The organism is Buchananella sp. 14KM1171 (genome assembly GCF_041380365.1).
Taxonomy (GTDB): domain Bacteria; phylum Actinomycetota; class Actinomycetes; order Actinomycetales; family Actinomycetaceae; genus Buchananella; species Buchananella felis.
The window spans coordinates 2,201,453-2,221,664 of the sequence record NZ_CP159981.1; the positions used below are offsets into that span (position 1 = coordinate 2,201,453).

The 20,212-nt window shown below is 70.1% G+C and carries 15 protein-coding genes; 12 read left to right on the top strand and 3 right to left on the bottom strand.

The genetic code is table 11. From position 1 onward, the window contains the following. Positions 1-2 precede the first annotated feature (2 nt). The 4 genes from ABYF38_RS08535 to ffh all read left to right on the top strand — a co-directional run bounded on the left by ABYF38_RS08535 (position 3) and on the right by ffh (position 6,741). Positions 3-1,724, top strand: a complete 1,722-nt coding sequence (locus ABYF38_RS08535) for a bifunctional folylpolyglutamate synthase/dihydrofolate synthase (RefSeq protein ID WP_371151961.1) — start codon at positions 3-5, stop codon at positions 1,722-1,724. A 48-nt stretch (positions 1,725-1,772) separates the two neighbouring features. Further along, entirely contained in the window at positions 1,773-2,216 is a 444-nt protein-coding gene (ndk, locus tag ABYF38_RS08540) for a nucleoside-diphosphate kinase (RefSeq protein WP_371151962.1), read from the top strand. 1,624 nt (positions 2,217-3,840) lie between these two features. Then, on the top strand, positions 3,841-5,010 hold the full coding sequence (gene ftsY / locus ABYF38_RS08545; protein WP_371151963.1) for a signal recognition particle-docking protein FtsY: 1,170 nt from the start codon (positions 3,841-3,843) through the stop codon (positions 5,008-5,010). 129 nt (positions 5,011-5,139) lie between these two features. Beyond that, the gene (gene ffh, locus ABYF38_RS08550) at positions 5,140-6,741 is read left to right on the top strand and encodes a signal recognition particle protein (protein ID WP_371151964.1); all 1,602 of its coding nucleotides are present in this window, start codon (positions 5,140-5,142) and stop codon (positions 6,739-6,741) included. 88 nt (positions 6,742-6,829) lie between these two features. On the opposite strand, the gene hemH is transcribed toward ffh, so the two are convergent. Beyond that, entirely contained in the window at positions 6,830-7,978 is a 1,149-nt protein-coding gene (gene hemH / locus ABYF38_RS08555) for a ferrochelatase (RefSeq protein ID WP_371151965.1), read from the bottom strand. Between the two features lie 307 nt (positions 7,979-8,285). Between hemH and ABYF38_RS08560 the strand changes: the two genes are divergently transcribed. After that, positions 8,286-9,308, top strand: coding sequence for a LacI family DNA-binding transcriptional regulator (locus ABYF38_RS08560; protein WP_371151966.1), 1,023 nt, complete (start codon positions 8,286-8,288; stop codon positions 9,306-9,308). Between the two features lie 71 nt (positions 9,309-9,379). On the opposite strand, the gene ABYF38_RS08565 is transcribed toward ABYF38_RS08560, so the two are convergent. After that, on the bottom strand, positions 9,380-11,383 hold the full coding sequence (locus ABYF38_RS08565) for a PTS beta-glucoside transporter subunit IIBCA (RefSeq protein ID WP_371151967.1): 2,004 nt from the start codon (positions 11,381-11,383) through the stop codon (positions 9,380-9,382). Between the two features lie 264 nt (positions 11,384-11,647). Then, on the bottom strand, positions 11,648-13,129 hold the full coding sequence (locus tag ABYF38_RS08570; protein WP_371151968.1) for a glycoside hydrolase family 32 protein: 1,482 nt from the start codon (positions 13,127-13,129) through the stop codon (positions 11,648-11,650). Positions 13,130-13,268: 139 nt separating this feature from the next. On the opposite strand from ABYF38_RS08570, the gene ABYF38_RS08575 reads away from it, so the two are divergent. The 7 genes from ABYF38_RS08575 (at position 13,269) to lepB (ending at position 20,170) form a co-directional block, all read left to right on the top strand. Next, the gene (locus tag ABYF38_RS08575; protein ID WP_371151969.1) at positions 13,269-15,614 is read left to right on the top strand and encodes an alpha-amylase family glycosyl hydrolase; all 2,346 of its coding nucleotides are present in this window, start codon (positions 13,269-13,271) and stop codon (positions 15,612-15,614) included. A gap of 294 nt (positions 15,615-15,908) precedes the next feature. Beyond that, on the top strand, positions 15,909-16,400 hold the full coding sequence (rpsP, locus tag ABYF38_RS08580) for a 30S ribosomal protein S16 (RefSeq protein ID WP_371151970.1): 492 nt from the start codon (positions 15,909-15,911) through the stop codon (positions 16,398-16,400). 1 nt (position 16,401) lies between these two features. After that, positions 16,402-16,641, top strand: a complete 240-nt coding sequence (locus tag ABYF38_RS08585) for an RNA-binding protein (protein WP_371151971.1) — start codon at positions 16,402-16,404, stop codon at positions 16,639-16,641. Between the two features lie 81 nt (positions 16,642-16,722). Beyond that, positions 16,723-17,241: a ribosome maturation factor RimM gene (gene rimM / locus ABYF38_RS08590; protein ID WP_371151972.1), complete on the top strand. Its 519-nt coding sequence runs from the start codon at positions 16,723-16,725 to the stop codon at positions 17,239-17,241. Between the two features lies 1 nt (position 17,242). Then, positions 17,243-18,688 (top strand): tRNA (guanosine(37)-N1)-methyltransferase TrmD, encoded by a 1,446-nt coding sequence (gene trmD / locus ABYF38_RS08595; protein ID WP_371151973.1) that lies wholly within the window; start codon positions 17,243-17,245, stop codon positions 18,686-18,688. Positions 18,689-18,984: 296 nt separating this feature from the next. After that, a complete protein-coding gene (gene rplS, locus ABYF38_RS08600; RefSeq protein ID WP_371151974.1) occupies positions 18,985-19,335 on the top strand; it encodes a 50S ribosomal protein L19 in 351 nt (116 codons plus the stop codon). A 67-nt stretch (positions 19,336-19,402) separates the two neighbouring features. Continuing rightward, entirely contained in the window at positions 19,403-20,170 is a 768-nt protein-coding gene (gene lepB / locus ABYF38_RS08605; protein WP_371151975.1) for a signal peptidase I, read from the top strand. The last annotated feature ends 42 nt before the right edge of the window (positions 20,171-20,212 follow it).

The window sequence follows — 20,212 nt, forward strand, 5'->3', positions numbered from 1 at the left end:
TCGTGAAGCCCCACCCCGAGTCCGCCCAGCCGGACGCCCAGCCCACCTACCCGGCTGACATGGCCGCCTACTTCGCGGCGGCCGCCGAGCCGAGCGAGGAGGAACTGGCCGTCGCCCAGGCGCAGGCGGACCTCGAGGCACAGGAGGAGGAGCGCGCCGCCGCCCTGGCCGCGCTGGTGCGCTCCTCCCTCCTGGGGGACGACGCCGACCTGTGGGACGGCGTGCTCAGCGACACCGCAGAGTTGGATTCGTGGGACGACGACGCCCAAGCGGCGGGCGAAGAAGGCGGCCTAGTTCGCGAGGCGGCAGGCGGGGCAGCGTCGGCCAAGAAGGGCAGCAACCGGCACGAGATGGAGCTGGCGGCGGCCGCGCACCGCGTGGAGCTCGACGCCCGCATCGAGGAGATCTACCGCGCCATCCTCACGCGCGCCCCCGAGCACAAAGTGCAGCCCTCGCTGGAGCGGGTGGCCCGCGCCTGCCAGCTGCTGGGCGACCCGCAACTGGCCTACCAGACGGTCCACGTGACCGGCACTAACGGCAAGACCTCCACCGCCCGCATGATCTCCGCGCTACTGCGCGAACGCGGCATGAGCGTTGCCACCTTCACCTCCCCGCACCTGCACACCGTGCGCGAGCGCATGATGATTGGCCTGGAACCGCTGGGCCGCGAGGAGTTCCTGGAGGCCTGGGACTCGGTGGGGCCGATCGTGGAGATGGTCGATGCGGAGTCGGCGGCCGCCGGCGGAGTGCGCATGAGCTTCTTCGAGGTCTTCACCGTGCTCGCCTTCACCGCCTTCGCCAACTGCGGCGTGGAGGTGGCCGTGGTGGAGGTCGGCATGGGCGGCCGGTGGGACGCCACCAACGTCATCGACTCCGCCGTGCAGGTAATCACCCCGATCGCGCAGGACCACGACGCCTTCCTGGGCACTGACCTGCTCTCCATCGCGGCGGAGAAGGCCGGCATCCTGCGCCCGGGTGCCACGCTGGTGCTGGGCCCGCAGGAAGAGGACGTGGAGGACTTCCTGCTGGAGGCCGCCGCCCAGCAGGGCGTGCTAGTGCGCCGCTTTGGCGCCGACTTCGACTACGGCGACCGCGAACTGGCCGTGGGCGGGCAGATGCTCACCCTGTCCACCCCGGCGGCCCGCTACGAGGGCGTACACCTGCCGCTGCACGGCGAATACCAGGGGCTGAACGCCGCCGCTGCGCTCACCGCCGTGGAAGCGCTGTTCGGGGGCGGGGCGCTGCCGCCGCTCACCGTGGAGCACGGCTTCATGTCCGTCACCTCCCCGGGCCGCCTGGAGGTGGTGCGCTCCAGCCCGACGGTGCTGGTGGACGCCGCCCACAACCCGCACGGCGTGGCTGCGGTGCGCCTGGCCGTGGAAGAGGCCTTCGGCTTCTCCACCCTGGTGGGCGTGTTCGCCTGCATGGCGGACAAGCACGCCGAGGCGATGCTGGCGGAGCTGGAGCCGCTACTGGCGGAGATCGTCATCACCTCCATGGAGGGCCCGCGCGCCATGGACGCCACCGAGCTGGCGGAGCTGGCCGGTGAGGTGTTCGGGCCGCAGCGGGTTCACCTGCAGGAGGACCTGGCGGCAGCCATCGACACCGCGGCCGCGCTGGCGGAGAGCGACCAGGGGCCGGCGGTGGACACGGGCGTGCTGGTGGTCGGCTCGGTGCTGCTGGCCGCCCACGCCCGCGAAGTGATGGGAAAGCACTCCTTCTAGGTCTTTGTTCCTAGTATCGTTGTCCCCGGTAACGATCAAGGAGGACCAATGACCGCGCAAGACACCCCCGCCGAGTACACGCTGGTGCTGATCAAGCCCGACGCCTACGAGCGCGGCCTGACCGGTGAGATCCTGCGCCGCTTCGAGGTCAAGGGCTACCGCCTGGCGGCCCTGTCGATCGTGCACGCCACCGAGGAGACCCTGGCGCGCCACTACGTGGAGCACAAGGCCAAGCACTTCTTTGCGCCGCTGGTGGAGTACATGGCCTCGGGCCCGATGGTGGCCGTCGTGGTGGAGGGCAACCGCGTCCTGGAGGGCGTGCGCAACATGATCGGGGCCACCAACCCCACGCTGGCCGCGCCCGGTTCCATCCGAGGTGACTTTGGCCGCGACTGGGGTGGCGGCCCGATCCGCAACGTGGTGCACGCCTCCGACTCCTTCGAGTCCGCCCACCGCGAGATCGCGATCTGGTTCCCCGACTTCGAGCACTGAGCGCGGGCCGAAACAGGCCTGGGCGCGGGGCGCGGGGGCGCGGGGCGGAGCCGGTTGGCTCGGCCCCGCGCCCCTTTCGTTCTTCCGGGCCTGCCCGGCTGGCGGTGCGGCAGCGGGTTGAAGGGCGCGCCGGCGGGTGAGGTGCGAGCCGGCGGGTTGAGGGGCGAGCCGGCGGGTTGAGGGGCGAGCCGGCGGGTCAGGGGCGCGCCTGCGGGTCAGGCGGCCTCGCTCCAGGCCGCGGGGCACAGGAGACGCGGGTGCCGTGGTGCCGGGCCAAGGCGGGCTGGGGGCCGGGACGCACTTGACCCCGGCGGCCGGTGCGCAAGCGATTGAGCCTTTGTTGTTCCCGTTGAGTCGTTGTTGCACCGGTCGCGGCTTTGTTGCACCTCTTGTAGCGCTATGGGGCCGAATAACGCCTCAGTAGGTCGCACAAAGGCCCAGGAGGAGCAACAACGGCTGGAACACTGCAACAAAGGCTCAGCCGTTTGCGCAAGGACCCACCGGTGGAGGTCGCCCGCAGCCTGTCGGTGGGCATGGTTGGGGCGGACCGGGCGCGGGTCAGGGGGCGGGCACTTGGGGACCGGGTGCTCTATCGCGCTGGCTGCGCCCGCCCGGCCCAGGCGGGGGAGCAGCGCACTGAACTGATGGCGCGGCCCGGGCCACGGCGGGGGCCGCGCCCGAGCTGGTTGTGCCGGAGCTAGTTGCGCAAACGATTGTGGGGTTACGCGACCTATTGAGCCTTTGGTGCACCTCTGGAGCTTTTGGTGCACCTATTGAGGGGTTACCCGACCGGGTAAGCCTACGACTGGTTCACTAATCCCACGACTGGTGCACGAACCCTACGAGAGGTGCACTATCCCCACAATTGCTTGCGCACTCCGCCGCCAACGAGGAGCACCGGTCGGTCGGATGTACCCCGACCGCACTCTTGTGCGCTCGGGGGCGGCTGCCACGGGGCGCGAGCGTCTTTTAGCGTGGCGGCTGCGCCTATCTCTGGCCCCCGAGCTCGCAAATGCTGCGATGGGGTACGTGTGACCGCTTGGTGCCGTGGCACCGGTCGGTCGGATGTACCCCGACCGCACTCTTGTACGCTCGGGGTCGGTCAGGGGAGGGACGGTCAGGGGAGGGCCGGCGCGGATTCCGGGTGCTGGGTGGAGCGTCGGCCACCTCGGGCGGCAAGGCCGGGCGGCCAAGCCAAGCGACCACGGGCGGCCAAGCATGGCGGCTGCCACGGGGTGCGAGCGTCTTTTAGCGCGGCGGCTGTGTCTATCTCTGGCCCCCAAGCTCGCAAATGTGGCAACGGGGTACGTGTGACCGCTTGGGGGCGTGGCACCGGTCGGTCGGATGTACCCCGACCGCACTCTTGTACGCTCGGGGGTAATCCGGCGCCATCGGCCCACGCCGTCACCTGCCTCCACCGCCGGCCTGCGCTTCCACGGCGCCGCCCGGCCGGCGTCGAACCGATCCGGTGTCCTACGCCCTCACGCGTGAAGAGCCGGTGTTCCCATTGGGCGGATGGGAACCACCTTCGGCCGGGCGGGCGCGGGGCGGGGCCCAGCATGGCCAGTTAGGCAGCGAGCCGTACTTCCGGGCGGGCGCGGGGCGGGGTGGCAAAATGGTGGGCATGACCTCGGAAATGATCATCGCCCTAGTAGTTGGTGGCCTGGCGGTTGCGGCGGTTGTCGCCTTCTTGCTGGTCCGCGTGAACAAGGCCAAGCAGGCCCCGCCCGCCCCGCAGGCGCGGCCCGATTTGGTGACCGCGCCAGCCGGGGACGACGTTGCCGCCGGCGCCGCCCAGGCGCAGCCCGGTGAGAGCGTGGCCGCCGCCCCGGCGCAGGTGGAGCGCGAGGCCCCCGAGTCCGTGGGCGGGCGCTTGCGCCGCCTGCGCGAGCGCCTGGCCGGCTCTGGGTCGCTGGGGCGCGCCCTGCTGTCCGTGATCTCTCGCGGCAAGCTCTCCGAGTCCGACTGGGTGGAGCTGGAGGAGGCCCTGCTCACCGCCGACGTGGGGGTGGAGGCCACCGGCGAGCTGCTGGAGCGCCTGCGCCGCCGCGTGCAGGTGGACGGTCTGGTGGAGTCCGCCGCCGTGCGCGCCGCGCTGCGCGCCGAGCTGCTGGAGCTGGTGGCCCCGCAGATGGACCGCACCTTGCACCTTGAGCCGCACGTGGCCGAGGACGGCCAGCGTCACCCGGCCTCGGTGCTGGTGGTGGGCGTGAACGGCACCGGCAAGACCACCACGATCGGCAAGCTGGCCCGCGTGCTGGTGGCGGAGGGCAAGACCGTGCTGCTGGGCGCTGCGGACACGTTCCGTGCGGCCGCCTCCCAGCAGTTGGAGACTTGGGCCAGCCGCGCCGGGGTGGAGATCGTCACGGCGGAGCGCGACGGCGCGGACCCGGCCTCGGTCGCGTTCGAGGCAGTGAAGAAGGGCACCGAGGACGGCGTGGACGTGGTGATCGTGGACACGGCGGGCCGCCTGCAGAACAAGGCGGGCCTGATGGACGAGCTGGGCAAGGTTAAGCGCGTCATGTCCCGCCAGGCCCCGGTGCGTGAGGTGCTGCTGGTGCTGGACGCCACCACGGGGCAGAACGGCATGCGCCAGGCCCAGGTATTCGGCGAGGTGGCCGGGGTGACCGGCATCGTGCTGACCAAGCTGGACGGCTCGGCCAAGGGCGGCATCGTGGTCAGCGTGCAGCGCGCGCTGGGAGTGCCCGTGAAGTACGTGGGCCTGGGGGAGGGGCCGGACGACTTCGCCCCCTTCGACCCGGAGGCGTTCGTGGACGCGATCGTGGGGGCCTGAGTCCTGCCCTAGCTGCGAGCGCCGCCCGGCTTGCCGGGCGGCGCTCGCGCTTTTGTTGCCCGGCGAGGCGACCAAGCTAAACTTGAGCAGTTAGGCCACCTGGCCCCGTCAAATCGCAAGGGAAACGACGTGTTCGACAACTTCTCCGATCGCCTTTCAGCCACCTTCCGCAGCCTGCGCGGCAAGGGACGCCTGTCCGAGCGGGACATCGACGAGACCGTTGCCGATATTCGCCGCGCCCTGCTGGAGGCCGACGTCGCCCTGCCGGTGGTGCGTGACTTCACCGCCCGGGTGCGCGAGCGCGCCATGGAGGCCACCCGATCCAAGGCGCTCAAGCCCGGCCAGCAGGTGGTCAAGATCGTCCACGAGGAGCTCGTGGAGATCCTGGGCGGCGAGTCCCGCGACCTGAACCTGGACGGGCGTCCGGCCATCATCATGCTGGCCGGTCTGCAGGGTGCCGGTAAGACCACCCTGGCCGGAAAGCTCGGCAAGTGGTTGGTGGGCCAGGGGCGCAGCCCGCTGCTGATCGCCGCCGACCTGCAGCGCCCCAACGCGGTCAACCAGCTCCAGATCGTCGGTGAGCGCGCCGGGGTGGAGGTGTGGGCCCCTGAGCCCGGCAACGGCGTGGGCGACCCGGTCTCGGTGGCCCGCTCTGGTCTGAACCAGGCGTGGGTCAACGGCAACGACGTGGTGATCGTTGACACTGCGGGCCGACTGGGCGTGGACGAGGAGATGATGGAGCAGGCGCGGCGCATCCGCGACGCCGTGCAGCCGCAGGAGATCCTGTTCGTCCTGGACGCCATGATCGGTCAGGACGCGGTGAACACCGCCACCGCCTTCCGTGACGGCGTGGGCTTTACCGGCGTGGTGCTTTCCAAGCTGGACGGCGACGCGCGCGGTGGTGCGGCCCTGTCCGTGCGTGGCGTTACCGGAGCGCCGGTGCTGTTCGCCTCCACCGGTGAGGGCCTGGATGACTTCGAGCGCTTCCACGCCGACCGCATGGCCGGGCGCATCCTGGACATGGGTGACATCCTCACCCTGATCGAGCAGGCCGAGGCCAAGATCGACCAGGAGGAGGCGCAGGCCGACGCGGAGAAGCTGCTCAAGGGCCAGTTCACCCTGGACGACTTCCTGCGCCAGCTGCAGCAGATCCGCAAGCTGGGCTCGATGAAGAAGCTACTGGGCATGCTGCCCGGCATGGGCCAGGTGCGTGACCAGCTGGCCAACTTCGACGACCGCGAGGTGGACCGGGTGGAGGCGATCGTGCGCTCCATGACCCCGGCCGAGCGCGCGGACCTGAGCCTACTCAACGGCTCGCGCCGCAGCCGCATCGCCCGGGGTTCGGGTACCACGGTCAACGAGGTCAAGCAGCTGGTGGAGCGCTTCGAGCAGGCCAAGAAGATGATGCAGGCCATGGGCGCGGGCGGGATGAGCCCGGAGGCCATGGCGGGCGGCGGCATGCCCGGTATGGGCAAGCTGCCGGGGATGGGCAAGCGCGCCGGCGCCCGCCAGGCCCCCAAGAAGAAGCAGGGCTCCGGCGGCAAGAAGGGCCGCAGCGGCAACCCGGCCAAGCGTGCGATGCAGGAGCGTGCGGCCCGCGAGGGCCTGGCGGCGCAGGCGGAGCAGGCGCCGCAGGGTGGCTTCGCGTTCGGCCTGGGCGGCCAGGGGCAGGGCGCCCAGCAGGACTGGAACAACCTGCCCGAGGACCTGCAGCGATTCCTGGGCCGGTAACAAGGGCCGTATCGGGACGCAAAGAGAAGCGGTGGCGCCTGCCGGCAAGGCAGGCGCCACCGCTCTTTCGCCGGGGCAGGCGCGCCCCTTAGGAGAGCATGTGCGCCAGGTTGCTCGCGGCGGGGACCGGCGCAGAGTCGGGGGCGGCCGCCACGGCAGCGTCGTCCCTCTGCAGCGGCGCGGGTGCGGTGGGGGTCCAGCCCGACAGGGCGGAGCGGGCCTGCTCGGCAAACGCGGCCACGCAGCCGGCCGAATCGTTGCCCCAGCGCACGTAGTGGAAGGCGCCGCCGCCGGCCTGCTCGAAGGTCTCGCGGTTGAGCTGGTCGATCTCCTCTAGCGTCTCCAGGCAGTCGGCCACGAAGCCGGGGCAGATCACGTCCACGCGCGGGCAGTGCTCCTTGCCCAGGGCCTCCACCGTGTCGATGGTGGCCGGGCCGATCCATTCCGCCCGGCCGAAGACGCTCTGGTAGGTGGTCACCAGACCGCCGGCCGGGATGCCCAGGCGCTCGGCCAGGGCCGCGGAGGTTGCCTCGCATTCGCTGCGGTAGGGGTCGCCGGCGTTGTGCATGGCGGCGGGGATGGAGTGGAAGGAGGCGATCACGCGCTCGCCGGCCTCGAAGTCGGGGCGCCCGGCCTCACGCCAGTGCCGCTCCAGGGAGGCGGCCAGGGCCTCCACGTAGGCGGGGGCGGTGGGGAAGGAGCGCACGGTGCGCAGCTCCACGTGGTCGCGCGTGGTGAGCAGCCAGCGGGCGGCCTCGTCCATGACGGTGGCCCCGCAGGTGGCGGTGTACTGCGGGTAGGCGGGGATGACCAGCACGCGGCGGTGCCCGGCGGCGTAGAGCTCGTCGAGCACCTTGGGCAGGGTGGGCTCGCTGTAGCGCATCGCCACCCGCACGGTGGCGTCCTGCCCCAGCTCCTCCTGGAGGCGCTTGGCCTGCTGGACGCTGTAGTGCATCAGGGGGGAGCCCTGTTCCAGCCAGATCGCCTTGTACTTGGCCGCCACTGACAGTGGGCGCACCGCCAGGATGATGGACAGAATCGGGCGCCACAGGAGGGGGTTCATCTCGATGACGCGGCGGTCGGAGAGGAACTTGCGTAGGAATGTGCGCACGGCCGCCGGGGTGGGCTCGGCCGGGGTGCCCAAGTTGACCAGCACCACTGCGGGGGCCTTGGCGGGCACGGCAGTGTTGTGCGGGTGAACGTGGCGCGTTTCTGACGTCGCAAGAGAATCTGTCACGAATGTGCACACTACCCATCGGCCCGCCGGGGTGGGCGCCGATCGGCGCGCCTGGGGAGGCGGTGGTGGTCCGCGTCGCCTGCGAGCGCGGCGCAATCCGCGCAACGAGAGCGAAAAGGGGCTCCGGCCCCCGGGTGCGCGGGTGATTACGGGTCGTCATTACCCGCTGACAGCAAAACCCAATTTAGTCGCAGGGCGTGGCGAAAATCGGTGCACGCTATCCCGCGCGTCGGTGTGGGAAAATCGGCCCAGAACTGCAAAACGATTGCTACATCGACTCGCCCCAGGAAGAAAGGCCGGAGCCAGCGTGAAGAAGGTCAAGCCCGCGCACCGCGAACCCACCCTTGCCGACGTGGCGGCGGAGGCCGGCGTGGCCCTGACCACCGTGTCCCGCGTGCTCAACAACCGAGGCTACCTCTCTAAGGAGACCAAGGAGAAGGTGGCCGCCGCCATCGAGAAGCTGGGCTACCGCCCCAACCAGGTGGCCCGGGCGCTGCACGGCAAGGCCACGCAGACCATCGGGCTGATCGTGCCGTCGGTGGCCCTGCCGTTCTTTGGGGAGCTGGCGGTGCACATCGAAAACGCCCTGGCCGAGCACGGCTACCGTATCCTCATATGCAACTCGCTCGGCAACGCGGAGCGCGAGCGCAGCTACCTGAACCTGCTGGTGGGCAACCGCGTGGACGGCCTCATCTCCGGTGCCCACAACGAGCACCTGGAGGAGTACGGCACCATCCGGATGCCGCTGGTGACCATCGACCGCCAGCTGGCGCCGCACGTGCCCAACGTCCGGTGCGACAACGAATCCGGGGGACGCCAGGCCACCGCCCTGCTGCTGGAGTCCGGCGCCAAGCGCCCGGCGCTGCTGACCTCCCGCTCCGGCAAGCACAACCTGCGCGAGCGCGGCTACCGGGCGGTGCTGGCGGAGGCGGGCGTGGAGCCGGTGGTCCTCACGGTCGACTTCCACACCCCGGCCGGGCAGCGCCAGGCGGCGGTGAACGCCCAGCTGGACTCGGTGCGGGGGCAGGTGGACGCCGTGTTCGCCACCGATGACCTGGCTGCGGCCGAGGTGCTGGAGTGGGCGCGCCTGCGCGGCATAGAGGTGCCGGGCGAGCTGAAGGTGGTTGGCTTTGACGGCACCACCGCGCTGCGCCGCGCCCTGCCGGGCCTGACCACCGTGGCCCAGCCGCTGCAGGCGATCGCGCAGTCGGCGGTGGAGATCCTGCTGGAGCAGATCAGGACGCGCGCGGACAAGCGGGCAAACTCCACGAAGGTGACCCTTCCCGCGATCGAGCTGCCGGTCACCCTGGTGCGCGGCTGGACCGCATAGGGCGCGGCTTTCCCAAAGAGCGGTGGGGGCGGGTGTCATTGACACCCGCCCCCACCGCCGTGCGGTCTAGCTCAGGCCTTCACCTTGGCCTTGGCGGTCACCGCGAGCAGGTCAGCGCCCAGTTCCAGGTTCTGGCCTGCGGTCGCCAGCGGGCTGACCGACTCGAAGCGGGCCGCGTTGGAGATGACCACGGGCGTGATGGTCTCCAGGCCGGCGGCCTGGATAGCCGCCCAGTCCACCTCGGCGAGCACGTCACCGCGCCGCACCAGGTCGCCCTTGCTCACCCGCGGGGTGAAGCCCTTGCCGTTCAGGCTGACGGTGTCCATGCCGATGTGGATCAGTACCTCCACGCCGGAGGCGGACTTCAGGCCGTAGGCGTGGCCGGTGGGGAAGGCCACCTTTACCTCGCCGTCGAACGGCGCCACCACCACGCCACCGGCGGGCTCGATGGCGATGCCTGGGCCAAGGACGCCCTTGGCGAAGGTCTGGTCCTTGACCTGGTCAAGCGGGACGACGGCGCCGGCCAGCGGGGCGGTCACGTGCATGTCGCTGAGGGCGGCCGCAGAGAAGGCGGGGCCGGCGGCAGCGTCGTGCCCGGTGGAGTCGGCGGCCGGGGCGGGGGAGTCCGGGACCACGTGGCGCTCGGCCATGTCCGCCTTGCCGCGAGTGGCGGCGTAGAGGAAGGTGACGCCGAAGGCCAGGACGAACACCAGCACCTCGAGGGCCAGGTAGGCCGGAATGTCCTCGGGGACCACGGAGACGAAGCCGACGAAGCCGGCGGCGCCGAGGGCCTGGCTGCGCACGTCCAGCAGGGCCACGAGGGCGGAACCGACCGCGGCGGCGCCCATGCCGATGAAGAACGGCCAGCGCAGGCGCAGGTTCACACCGAAGATGGCGGGCTCGGTGATGCCGAAGACGGCGGAGGTACCACCGGCGCCGGCGATGCCCTTCATCTTGGCGTCGCGGGTGCGGAAGAAGATCGCCAGGGCGGCGGCACCCTGGGCCACGTTGGCCATGGAGGCGATCGGGAAGATGAAGGAACCGCCGGTGTTGGCGATGTCGGCGATCAGCGGGATCTCGATGGCCGGGAAGGACTGGTGCAGGCCGGTCACGACGATCGGGGAGTAGATCAGACCGAACAGGAGGCCGCCGAAGAGGCCCAGGTTGTCGTAGCCCCAGGCCACGCCGTTGGTGATGAAGCCGGCCAGCTCGCGGGTGATCGGGCCGATGGCGACGAAGGCCAGGAAGCCGGTGAGCAGGAGCGTGATGAGCGGGGTGAGCAGGAAGTCGGCGGTGCCGGAGAGCCACTTGTGCAGGCGCTTTTCGATCAGGCACATCACCCACGTGACCACGAGGGTGGGGATGACCTGGGCCTGGTAGCCGATCTGAGCGACGTCCATGCCGAAGAGGTGCCAGTAGTTGACCTCGGCGTCTCCGGCGATCGCGGCGCCGGTGTTCCAGGCGTTGAGGAGCTGGGTGGAGATCATGGCCGCACCGATGGCGGCACCGAGGTAGACGTTTCCTCCGAAGCGCTTGGCGGCGGAGAAGCCGACCAGGACGGGCAGGGCCGCGAATGCGGCGGAGGAGACCATGTTGATGAGGTTGGCGTAGTCGGCCAGGAAGGGCCAGCGCTCCGTGAGGGCGGGGGAGCCGGCGCCGAACAGGCCCTCTGCGGTGAGGACGTTGTTGATGGCCATCATCAGACCGCCTGCCACCAGGGCGGGCAGGATCGGGACGAAGATGTCCGCGATCATCTTGATGAAGCGCGTGAAGAGGTTGCCGCCCTTGTCGGCCTCCTCCTTGGCCTGGTCCTTGGTGACCTCGTGGACGCCGTGGTCGGTAACCATGTGGCGGAAGACGATGTCAACGTCGCCGGGACCGACGATGAGCTGCAGCATGCCGCCGGCGGTGAAGGTGCCCTTGATGTCCGGGTGGGCGTCCAGGGCGGCTTGGTTCACCTTTTGTGCGTCCTTCATGACGAGGCGCAGGCGGGTGGCGCAGTGTGCGGCTGCGGAGATGTTGTCCGGGCCGCCTAGGGCTTTGACTACGTCTTTTGCTACTTGAGCGTGATCCATTGCCGTCCCTGGTCCTTTCTAGCGGTTCGGCGGGGAGGGGGAGACCTGCCGAACTGGTATAGCAATCGTTTGTCATGTTAGGTGTCAAACGTTTGACACACAAGGGGTTTTTGGTCCGGATTTTTTCTAAGTTGGCCGACGCTGCCCGCCGGCCGCTTTTCCCGCCCGGCCGCCCCGCGCCGAAGCCGCCTTTTGCCCGGCGGACGCCCGGTTTTGGTGGGGCGGAGAGCGGCGGCCCTCCCCGCTCGGGAGGGCCGCAGGCTCCTAGTCCGCTCTGGACACCTGTGCGGCCCGCACTGCGAGGTCGCCCTCGCAGTCGACCCGCACGCCGGGGGTGGCGTCCAGGAAGGAGCGCAGGGTGAAGACCGTGCGCCCATCGTCCACGAACACCTCCGTGATGGAGCGGTCGTGGATCACCTCCACCGCGTGCGGGGCGGCGGCAAGCTCGACGGTGCGCGGCGAGCCGGCCGGGTAGCGGGAGGAGGACCTGTCCGCCACCAGGGTGGCCCCGTCGAAGCGCAGGCTGACCCCTTGCTCGCCGCCCAGGTGAATCCGCCACGGCGCGCTGGCGCCCACCTCCAGGCGCAGGCGCCAGGAGCGGGAATCGGCCAACTCCGGCACGGAGAAGGGGGCGCCGGGCTGCAGCGTCGTCCCGCCCCAATCGGCGGCCCGCAAGGGCAGGCCCGGCAGGAAGGGGCGCTGGTACAGGCGTCCGCCACGCAAAACCAGTTCCCGCGGGCTGGTCATGCAGTGCACCCAACCGCCACTGGCGATGGAGGGCTGGTCGTCCTCGCCGGCGTTGCCCGCCCAGCCGAGCAGGACGGCCGGGGCGGGAGAATCGCCGGTGGGCAGCTGGCTAAGGGAGCGGGCAAAGACCTGCGGCGCGTAGAACTCAAAGCCGCGATCCAGCTCCGTGAACGTGCCGTCGCAGCCCACAAACTGCGTGCCCACCAGCTCGCCGACCAGGTAAACGCAGGCGAAGACGTTCTCAAAGCCGGGCGCCTGCGGGCGGATGCCCTGGGGGCAGAACAGGAGCACGTCACGCAGGGCGCCGGTCTCCTGATCCACCAGCTTGACCAGGTTGGGGCACTCCCACATGTAGCCGAAGGAGTCGAACGCCCCGCCGGCGTGCGGGAAGGAGATCTCTCCCTCCAGCTCCCACTGGCGCAGGTCCAGCGAGCGGTAGAGCACCGCCGCACCGGTGCCGTCGGCGCGCTGGGCGCCAATGAGCATCCGGTAGGAAGAGTCGTGGTCCTGCCACACCTGCGGGTCGCGGAAGTGCGCCGTGTAGCCCTCGGGTGGGGCGGGAATGACGGGCGTGGCTTCCTTGGTGAAGTGGGTCAGGTCCGGAGTGGTCACCAGGCACTGAGTGGCCTCGCGCTGCCCGGTGTCCGGGTCCTTGTAGTTACCGGTGTACCAGAGCTCGACGCCCTGGGGCGTGGCGATAGCGGTGCCGGAGTAGGCGCCGTGCATGTCGAAGCGGGAGTCCGGCGCGATGGCCGGGTCGTGGTGCTCCCAGCTGGTCAGGTCCGTGGAGGTGGCGTGCCCCCAGAAGACCAGCTTTTGCGGGTGCGTGGGCGTGTATTGGAAGAAGGCGTGGTAGGTGCCCTCCACCTCGATCAGGCCGTTGGGGTCGTTGAGTCTGCCCACCGGCGGGGCAAGGTGAAACAGCGGGAAGTCGGGGTCGTTGAGGGCTTGGGAGTTGGCGGCCGCGGAACGGGCGGTGTGCAGCAGTTCTTCAGTCACGAATGTGAGACTAGCATCACTAGCAATCGTTTGACATGCTCTTGGGTGAGCGCGCTCAGTTGCTGGACCGGCCCAAATGCATCCCCAATGGCTCGTAGGTCCCTGGGCTCGCTTATGTAAACGTGTCAGGATGGAAGGCATGACCTTCCCGTCCTACGTGCCGCTTAACGAGAGTGCTTGGGAGCGGGCCGAATGGCCCCTCGGCGGGCACCTGACGCCCACGGGCGCCACCTTCGCGGTCTACGCGCCCAAGGCGAGCAGGGTGCAGCTCGAGTTCTACCAAGAGCACACCGGGCAAGACGCCCACTTCACCTGCCTGCCCGCGCAGGGTCCCGACGGCGTATGGCGCGCCGAGGTGGGTGGCGTGGAGCCCGGCGTCCTCTACGGCTACCGTACCTGGGGCGGCAACTGGCCCTACGACCCGCAGTGGCGGCCCGGCAGCGAGGCGGGCTTCCTGAGCGACTTCGACGCGTTCGGCAACCGGTTCAACCCGAACAAGGTGCTCTTTGACCCCTACGGGCGCGAGGTCACCCACACGATGTACTCCGACTGCGTCCTGCTAGACGGCCTGGACGGCGGCGCGTTCGGCACCGGGGGCGAGGACTATCTCGGGCGCCCCCGCCGGGAGGCGGACACCGCGCGGATCGCCCCGAAGTCAGTGCTGCTGCCTGCGGAGAAGCGCGACTGGCAAAAGCCCTCCCTGCCTGCGGGCAAGGCCGTCATCTACGAGTCCTCGATCTCCCAGCTGGTGGGCCACCCCTCCGTGGCGCGCCTGGGCGACCTGCTGGGCGGCGCGGGCGGGTTTGCGCAGCTGCAAAACGTGCCCCCCGAGTACGTGGGCACCTACAAGGGTGCGGCGATGCTGGCCCCCTACCTGAAGGCGCTGGGCATCACCGCGCTGGAGCTCCTGCCGGTTCACGAGACCAACGTCTCCGAGTCCGGGCGCGATGGGCACACCAACTCCTGGGGGTACATGACCCTCAGCTTCTTCTCGCCCTCCAGGCGATACGCCGCAGACAAAAGCTTTGGCGGCCCCACCCGCGAGTTCCGGGAAATGGTGACCGCCTTCCACCGCGAGGGCATCGAGGTCTACCTGGACGTGGTCTACAACCACACCGCAGAGGGCGGCAACTGGAACGGGGACCCCACCACCACCGGTTTCACCTCCCTGGGTGGCTTCGCCGCCGGCGAGTACTACGTGCAGACCGCCTCCCACGCGATCGTGGACGGCGCCACCGGTACCTCCAACCAGCTCAACTACTCCAGCCCGGCCGCGCACCGGCTGGTGCTGGACTCCCTGGCCTACTGGACCCGCGAGATGGGGGTGGACGGTTTCCGCTTCGACCTGGCCACGGTGCTGGGCCGCAGGCCGGCGGACGCCCACCAGGAGGACTGGGGCAACCAGAAGCGCTTCTTCAGCGACCACGAGCTGCTGGTGGAGATCGCCGCCTTCGCGAAGGCGGAGAACATCGAGGTCATCGCCGAGGCGTGGGACCTGTGGGGTTACGAGGTCGGCAACTTCCCGCGCGGCTGGGGGGAGTGGAACGGGCGCTACCGCGACACGGTGCGCCGCTTCCTCAAGGGCGACGGCAACACCGGCGCCTTCCTGGAGATGGTCAACGGCGACTACCACCACTTCGCGGACAACGGCGGGCCCCAGCGTACCGTCAACTTCGTGGTGGCACACGACGGCTTCACCCTGGCCGACCTGGTCAGCTACCCGGCCAAGCAAAACGACCAGCCCTGGCCGTTTGGCCCCAGCGACGGGGGCAGCGACGACAACCTCAGCTGGGACAGCGGCGGCGACCAGGCGCTGCGCCGCCAGCGGCTGCGCAACTTCCTGGTGACCCTGTTCTTCTCCCGTGGCGTGCCGATGATCGTGGCGGGCGACGAGTTTGGGCGCACCCAGAACGGAAACAACAACCCCTGGGCTCTGAGCAGCATCGCCATGTGGAACAACTACGCCGCCGCCGCCAGCAGTGCCCCGCAGCGGGTGCCGGTGGAGGCTATCGGCCCCGACGGGGAGCCGGTGGGGCAGTACCACGACAACCTGGGGCAGTTTGGTGGGGAGCCGAACCGCAACGCCCTGCTGGACTTCACCACCTTCCTGGGTGCGCTGCGCAGCCGCCACGACGCGTTGTGCGCGCAGCACTACGGCGACCTGCGACCCGACGACAAGGACGTGTCTTACGTCTTCCACTCCCCGGAGATGCTGGCCGGGGTGCACGAGGGCGACCGGGCCGTGGCCATCCACATCAACACCCCGGGCGACGACTTCTGGCTGATGGTCAACATGGCCGACTTCCCCATCAATTTCCGCGTGCCGCAGGCGGCGGAGGGCCAGGTGTGGCGCAAGCTGGTCGACACGTCTGCGGAGGCCGAGGAAGAGGGCAACTTCTGGGAAGAGGGCACCGGCCCACTGGTGGGCCAGGAGGTCTGGGTGGGCACCTGGGCCATCCAGGTGCTGCACCAGGAACAGGCCTGAGCCGGGCGGCGGGGGCGGGGCCAGCGCCCCGCCCGCGCCGTCGCCCCGGCCCCGTGCATCCCGGCCGGCCTTTTGTCGCCTGGCGCCGTCGGCGCGGCCCAAAGTGGGACGTTCCACACCGGCGCGGCGCTGCAATGCTGGGAAAAGCCGCCGCTTTCTGGCATGATTGAGCGCTGTACCCGGCTGGTAGGGCCCCTCTCTCCCTGCCGAGTCGTGTCCAGGAAGCCCCCAACGCTTGTAACCCACCGAGCCGAGGCGCGCCTCCACCCCAATTGATTCAGGAGTTCCACCACTGTGGCAGTGAAGATTCGTCTCAAGCGAATGGGCAAGATCCGTTCGCCGTTCTACCGTGTCGTTGTCGTTGACGCCCGCAAGCGTCGCGACGGCCGCGTGATCGAGGAGATCGGCAAGTACAACCCGATGGAGGAGCCGTCCTTCATCGAGATCACCTCCGAGCGTGCGCAGTACTGGCTCGGCGTGGGCGCCCAGCCCACCGACCAGGTGCGCAACCTGCTCCAGATCACCGGTGACTGGCAGAAGTTCAAGGGCCTGCCGGGCGCCGAGGGTCGCCTGAAGGTCAAGGCCGGTGCCGAGGCGCTGGCCGCCGCCAAGGCTGACGCCATCAAGGCCGCCGACGCCGCCGCCGAGAAGGTCAAGGCTGCTGCCTCCGCCGCTAAGGCTGAGGCCGAGGCTGCCGCCGCTGCCGAGGCCGCTGAGGCCGAGGCCGCCGAGTCCGCCGCTGAGGAGGCCACCGAGGCCGCCGAGAGCGCGGGCGAGGAAGCCTGACGTGCTAGCGGACGCCCTCGAGCACCTGGTGCGCGGAATCGTGGACAACCCGGACGAGGTCCGGGTCACCTCCAAGAACCTGCGTCGCGGTGAACTGCTCGAGGTGCGGGTAGCCCAGAGCGACCTGGGCCGCGTGATCGGCCGCTCCGGCCGCACCGCCCGCGCCCTGCGCACCGTCATTTCCGCGCTGGCCACCCAGGGGCCGGTTCGCGTCGACGTGATCGACACGGACCGCCGCTAAGAGCCGGCCACAGACGGCCCGCTACCCTTAAAGGGTGGCGGGCCGTTTTCGCGCCCACCCCCGTCCATACATAGGAGAAACATGCTTCTCACCGTTGCCGTCATCGGCTCCGCGCACGGCCTGCGCGGGGAGGTGCGCCTCGACGTGCGCACCGACAACCCTGCCCAGCGCCTGGCCCCTGGCACGGTGCTGCCCACGGAGGGCGGGCCCCTGGCGGAGCTGACCGTGGAGCGGGTGCGCCGCGACGGGGAAAAGGTGTACGCGCGCTTCGTCGAGATCGCGGACCGCACCGCTGCGGAGGCCCTGCGCGGGGTGCGCCTGCTGGTGGACGCCGACGCCGAGGAGGACGCGGAGGACGACGCCTACTATCCCCACCAGCTGCGTGGCCTGCGCGTGGAGCACGTGGACGGACGCGAGCTGGGCGTGGTGAAGGACCTGCTGCCGGGCGCCGCGCAGGACCTACTGGTGGTGAAGGCGGCGGGCGGCGAGGTGCTGGTCCCGTTCGTCTCCGCCATCGCCCGCGAGGTGGACCTGGTCGGCGCTCGCGTGGTGCTGGACCCGCCAGGCGGCATGTTCCCCGGCCTGGGGGAGGCGCTCTAAGGTGCGCATCGACGTCGTCTCCATCTTCCCCGCCTACCTGGACGCCCTGCAGCTCTCCCTGGTCGGCAAGGCCGCCGCGAGCGGGCTGGTGACCCTGGCGGTGCACGACCTGCGCGAGGTCACCACCGACCGGCACCGCACGGTCGACGACACCCCGGTCGGGGGCGGCGCAGGCATGGTCATGCGCCCCGACGTGTGGGGCAAGTGCCTGGACGGGGTGCTCGGCCTGCCCACCGGCGGCGAGGACGGGGCGGCGGGCGGAACGTCGTCCGTCCAGACCGGCACGCAGCGGCGCGTACTGGCCGTGCCCACCCCGGCCGGGCGGCCGCTCACCCAGGCGATGGTGGCGGACCTGGCGCGCGCCGACCAGCTGGTGATCGCGTGCGGCCGCTACGAGGGCATCGACTCGCGCGTGCCGCAGCACTACGCCACCACCCACGAGGTGGTCGAGTATTCGATCGGCGACTACGTGCTCAACGGCGGCGAGGTGGCCGCGCTCGCCCTCATCGAGGCCGTGGTGCGCCTGCTTCCCGGCGTGGTGGGCAACCCCGCCTCCCTGGTGGAGGAGTCCCACGGCGAGGCCGGCCTGCTGGAATACCCCGTCTTCACCCGTCCGCTTGAGTGGCGAGGGATCGACGTGCCGGCCGTCCTGCTCAGCGGCGACCACGGCCGGATCGAACGTTGGAGGCGCGACCAGGCCCTGCAGCGCACCGCCCAGCGCCGCCCCGACATGCTGGCGCGATTGGATTCCGACCGGCTGAACGGCGACGACAAGGCCGCCCTTGCGGCCGTCGGCTGGTGCGTGCCGGCGGGCGGCCAGCCGATGCGATTCGTGCTGCGCCCCGCCGTGATGGACGACGCTGCAGCGCTGGCCGCCCTTGCCGCGCAGACCTTCCCGCTCGCCTGCCCCGCCTTCCTGCCGGAGGCAGAGATCCGCGAGCACATCTCCACGCGCCTGACCGAACAGGCGTTTGCGCAACTGCTTGGCGCCCCGGGCGCATACACGGTGGTTGCCACGCCGGTCGGCAGCGGGGGAGAGGACAGCGGCGTCGAGGCCGGCCAGGGGCCGCTGTTGGGTTACGCCGTGGTGCTGCTCGGGCCGGACGGGGCCGCTCACCCCCTCGGGGAGCGCCAGCCCGGTGCGCTCAAGCGGGCCGGCTACGCTCGGCCCGCCGAGTTCTACAAGTGCTACGTGGCAGGCGAGCTGATTGGCTCCGGCCTGGCCTCCGCCTTGATCGCGCACTGCCTGGAGCACGCGCGCGCCCAGGGCGCCGACGCCCTGTGGCTGGGCACCCACGAGGGCAACAAGCGCGCCCAGCGCGCCTACAAGCGCCACGGCTTTAAGAAGGTGGGCAAGCGGGAGTTCATGGTGGGCGCGCACGCCTGCCGGGACGTCGTCATGGCCTGCCCGCTGGGCCGCGGGGGCGACCAACAACCGTCCGATTAACGGCCCGGCGGTGGGCCGACGGGCGTTTTGCAGGCCGGGCGGCGCGCAGCCGGGTGGTGCGCTTGCGCCGCCTGTGCACCGGGCGGGCGGATCGGCAAAGGGGCGGGTGGAACGTCGTGCGTGGCGGGAACCACGCGGCGGCGCGCTTTGGGCGGCGGGGCCGGTGTGGCAGAATTGCTACCCGGTCTGCACACAGCCACGCTCTGCCCCTGGGGAGCTGGCGAGCACGTGGGGCAGGCTGCCGAAAAACTAGACAAGGCCGCACGGGACCAGAGGCGCGCGCGGAAGAGTGAACAATGAACATTCTCAACGAGATCGGTGCTGCGCAGATGCGCAGCGACCTGCCCGCTTTCCGTCCGGGTGACACCCTGAAGGTCCACGTCAAGGTGGTCGAGGGTAACCGCTCCCGTATCCAGGTGTTCCAGGGTGTCGTCATCGCCCGCTCCGGCGCCGGCGTTTCTGAGACCTTCACCATCCGCAAGGTCTCCTTCGGCTGCGGCGTGGAGCGCACCTTCCCGGTGCACACCCCCTCCATCGACCGCATCGAGGTTGTCACCCGCGGTCTGGTGCGCCGCGCCAAGCTGTACTACCTGCGTGGTCTGCACGGCAAGGCCGCCAAGATCAAGGAGAAGCGCGACAACGCGTGACCTTGAGACGAGGTGGGGGTGTGGCGCGAGAGGCCGCACCCCCACTTTGCTTCTAGACTTTGCCGTGATGACTGAGAAGAACAAACCCGCTGTGCGTGCCGAGGCTCGGCACGCCGCGAGGTCCAAGAAGTCCGCGCCACTGGACGTAAAGACGGCCAAGGCTGCCAGGACTCTCTACGTGGTGGCACGCGAGGCCGTGTTCCTCATCGTGGTGACCCTGGTGGTTGCCGTCACCATGAAGACCTTCATCTCTCAGACCTTCCAGATCCCCACCGGCTCCATGATCTCCACCATCGAGCCCGGGGACCGCGTGATGGCGCGCCGCTTCAACATCGACCCCGAGGACGTGCGGCGCGGCGACATCGTGATCTTCAAGGACTCCCAGAACTGGCTGGGTGGAACCACCGCCCCCCGCGACTGGCTCACCAGGTTCTTCGCCGGCGTGGGCCTGATCCCGGAGAGCGACGAACACCTCGCCAAGCGGGTAATCGCGCTGGGAGGGGACCACGTCTCCTGCTGCAGCGTCAACGGCAAGCTCCAGGTCAACGGCGTCGAGATTGACGAACCCTACCTGGACGCAGGCATCGCCCCCTCCGACATCGAGTTCTCCGTGGTGGTGCCCCCCGGACACATGTGGGTCATGGGAGACAACCGGCCGCGCTCCGGCGATTCGCGCGCCCACATGGACAGCCCCACGCAGGGCGCGGTGCCGCTGACCGACGTGGAGGGAATCGTCTACGCCACCTTCCTGCCGATCAGCCGCATGGCCTGGCACTCCAACCCGGGCAACTTTGACCACGTGCCGCCGCCGGCCCAGCTCGACACGGGCCAGTGAGCCGTGCGGCGCAGGAGCGGCCAGTGAGGCGCGCGGCGCAGT

Coding starts and splice junctions, on each gene's coding strand:
- ndk (WP_371151962.1), top strand. CDS start 1,773: ATGACCGCGCAAGACACCCCCGCCGAGTACACGCTGGTGCTGATCAAG.
- lepB (WP_371151975.1), top strand. CDS start 19,403: ATGACTGAGAAGAACAAACCCGCTGTGCGTGCCGAGGCTCGGCACGCC.
- ABYF38_RS08565 (WP_371151967.1), bottom strand. CDS start 11,383: ATGGATCACGCTCAAGTAGCAAAAGACGTAGTCAAAGCCCTAGGCGGC.
- rplS (WP_371151974.1), top strand. CDS start 18,985: ATGAACATTCTCAACGAGATCGGTGCTGCGCAGATGCGCAGCGACCTG.
- ABYF38_RS08575 (WP_371151969.1), top strand. CDS start 13,269: ATGACCTTCCCGTCCTACGTGCCGCTTAACGAGAGTGCTTGGGAGCGG.
- rimM (WP_371151972.1), top strand. CDS start 16,723: ATGCTTCTCACCGTTGCCGTCATCGGCTCCGCGCACGGCCTGCGCGGG.
- ftsY (WP_371151963.1), top strand. CDS start 3,841: ATGACCTCGGAAATGATCATCGCCCTAGTAGTTGGTGGCCTGGCGGTT.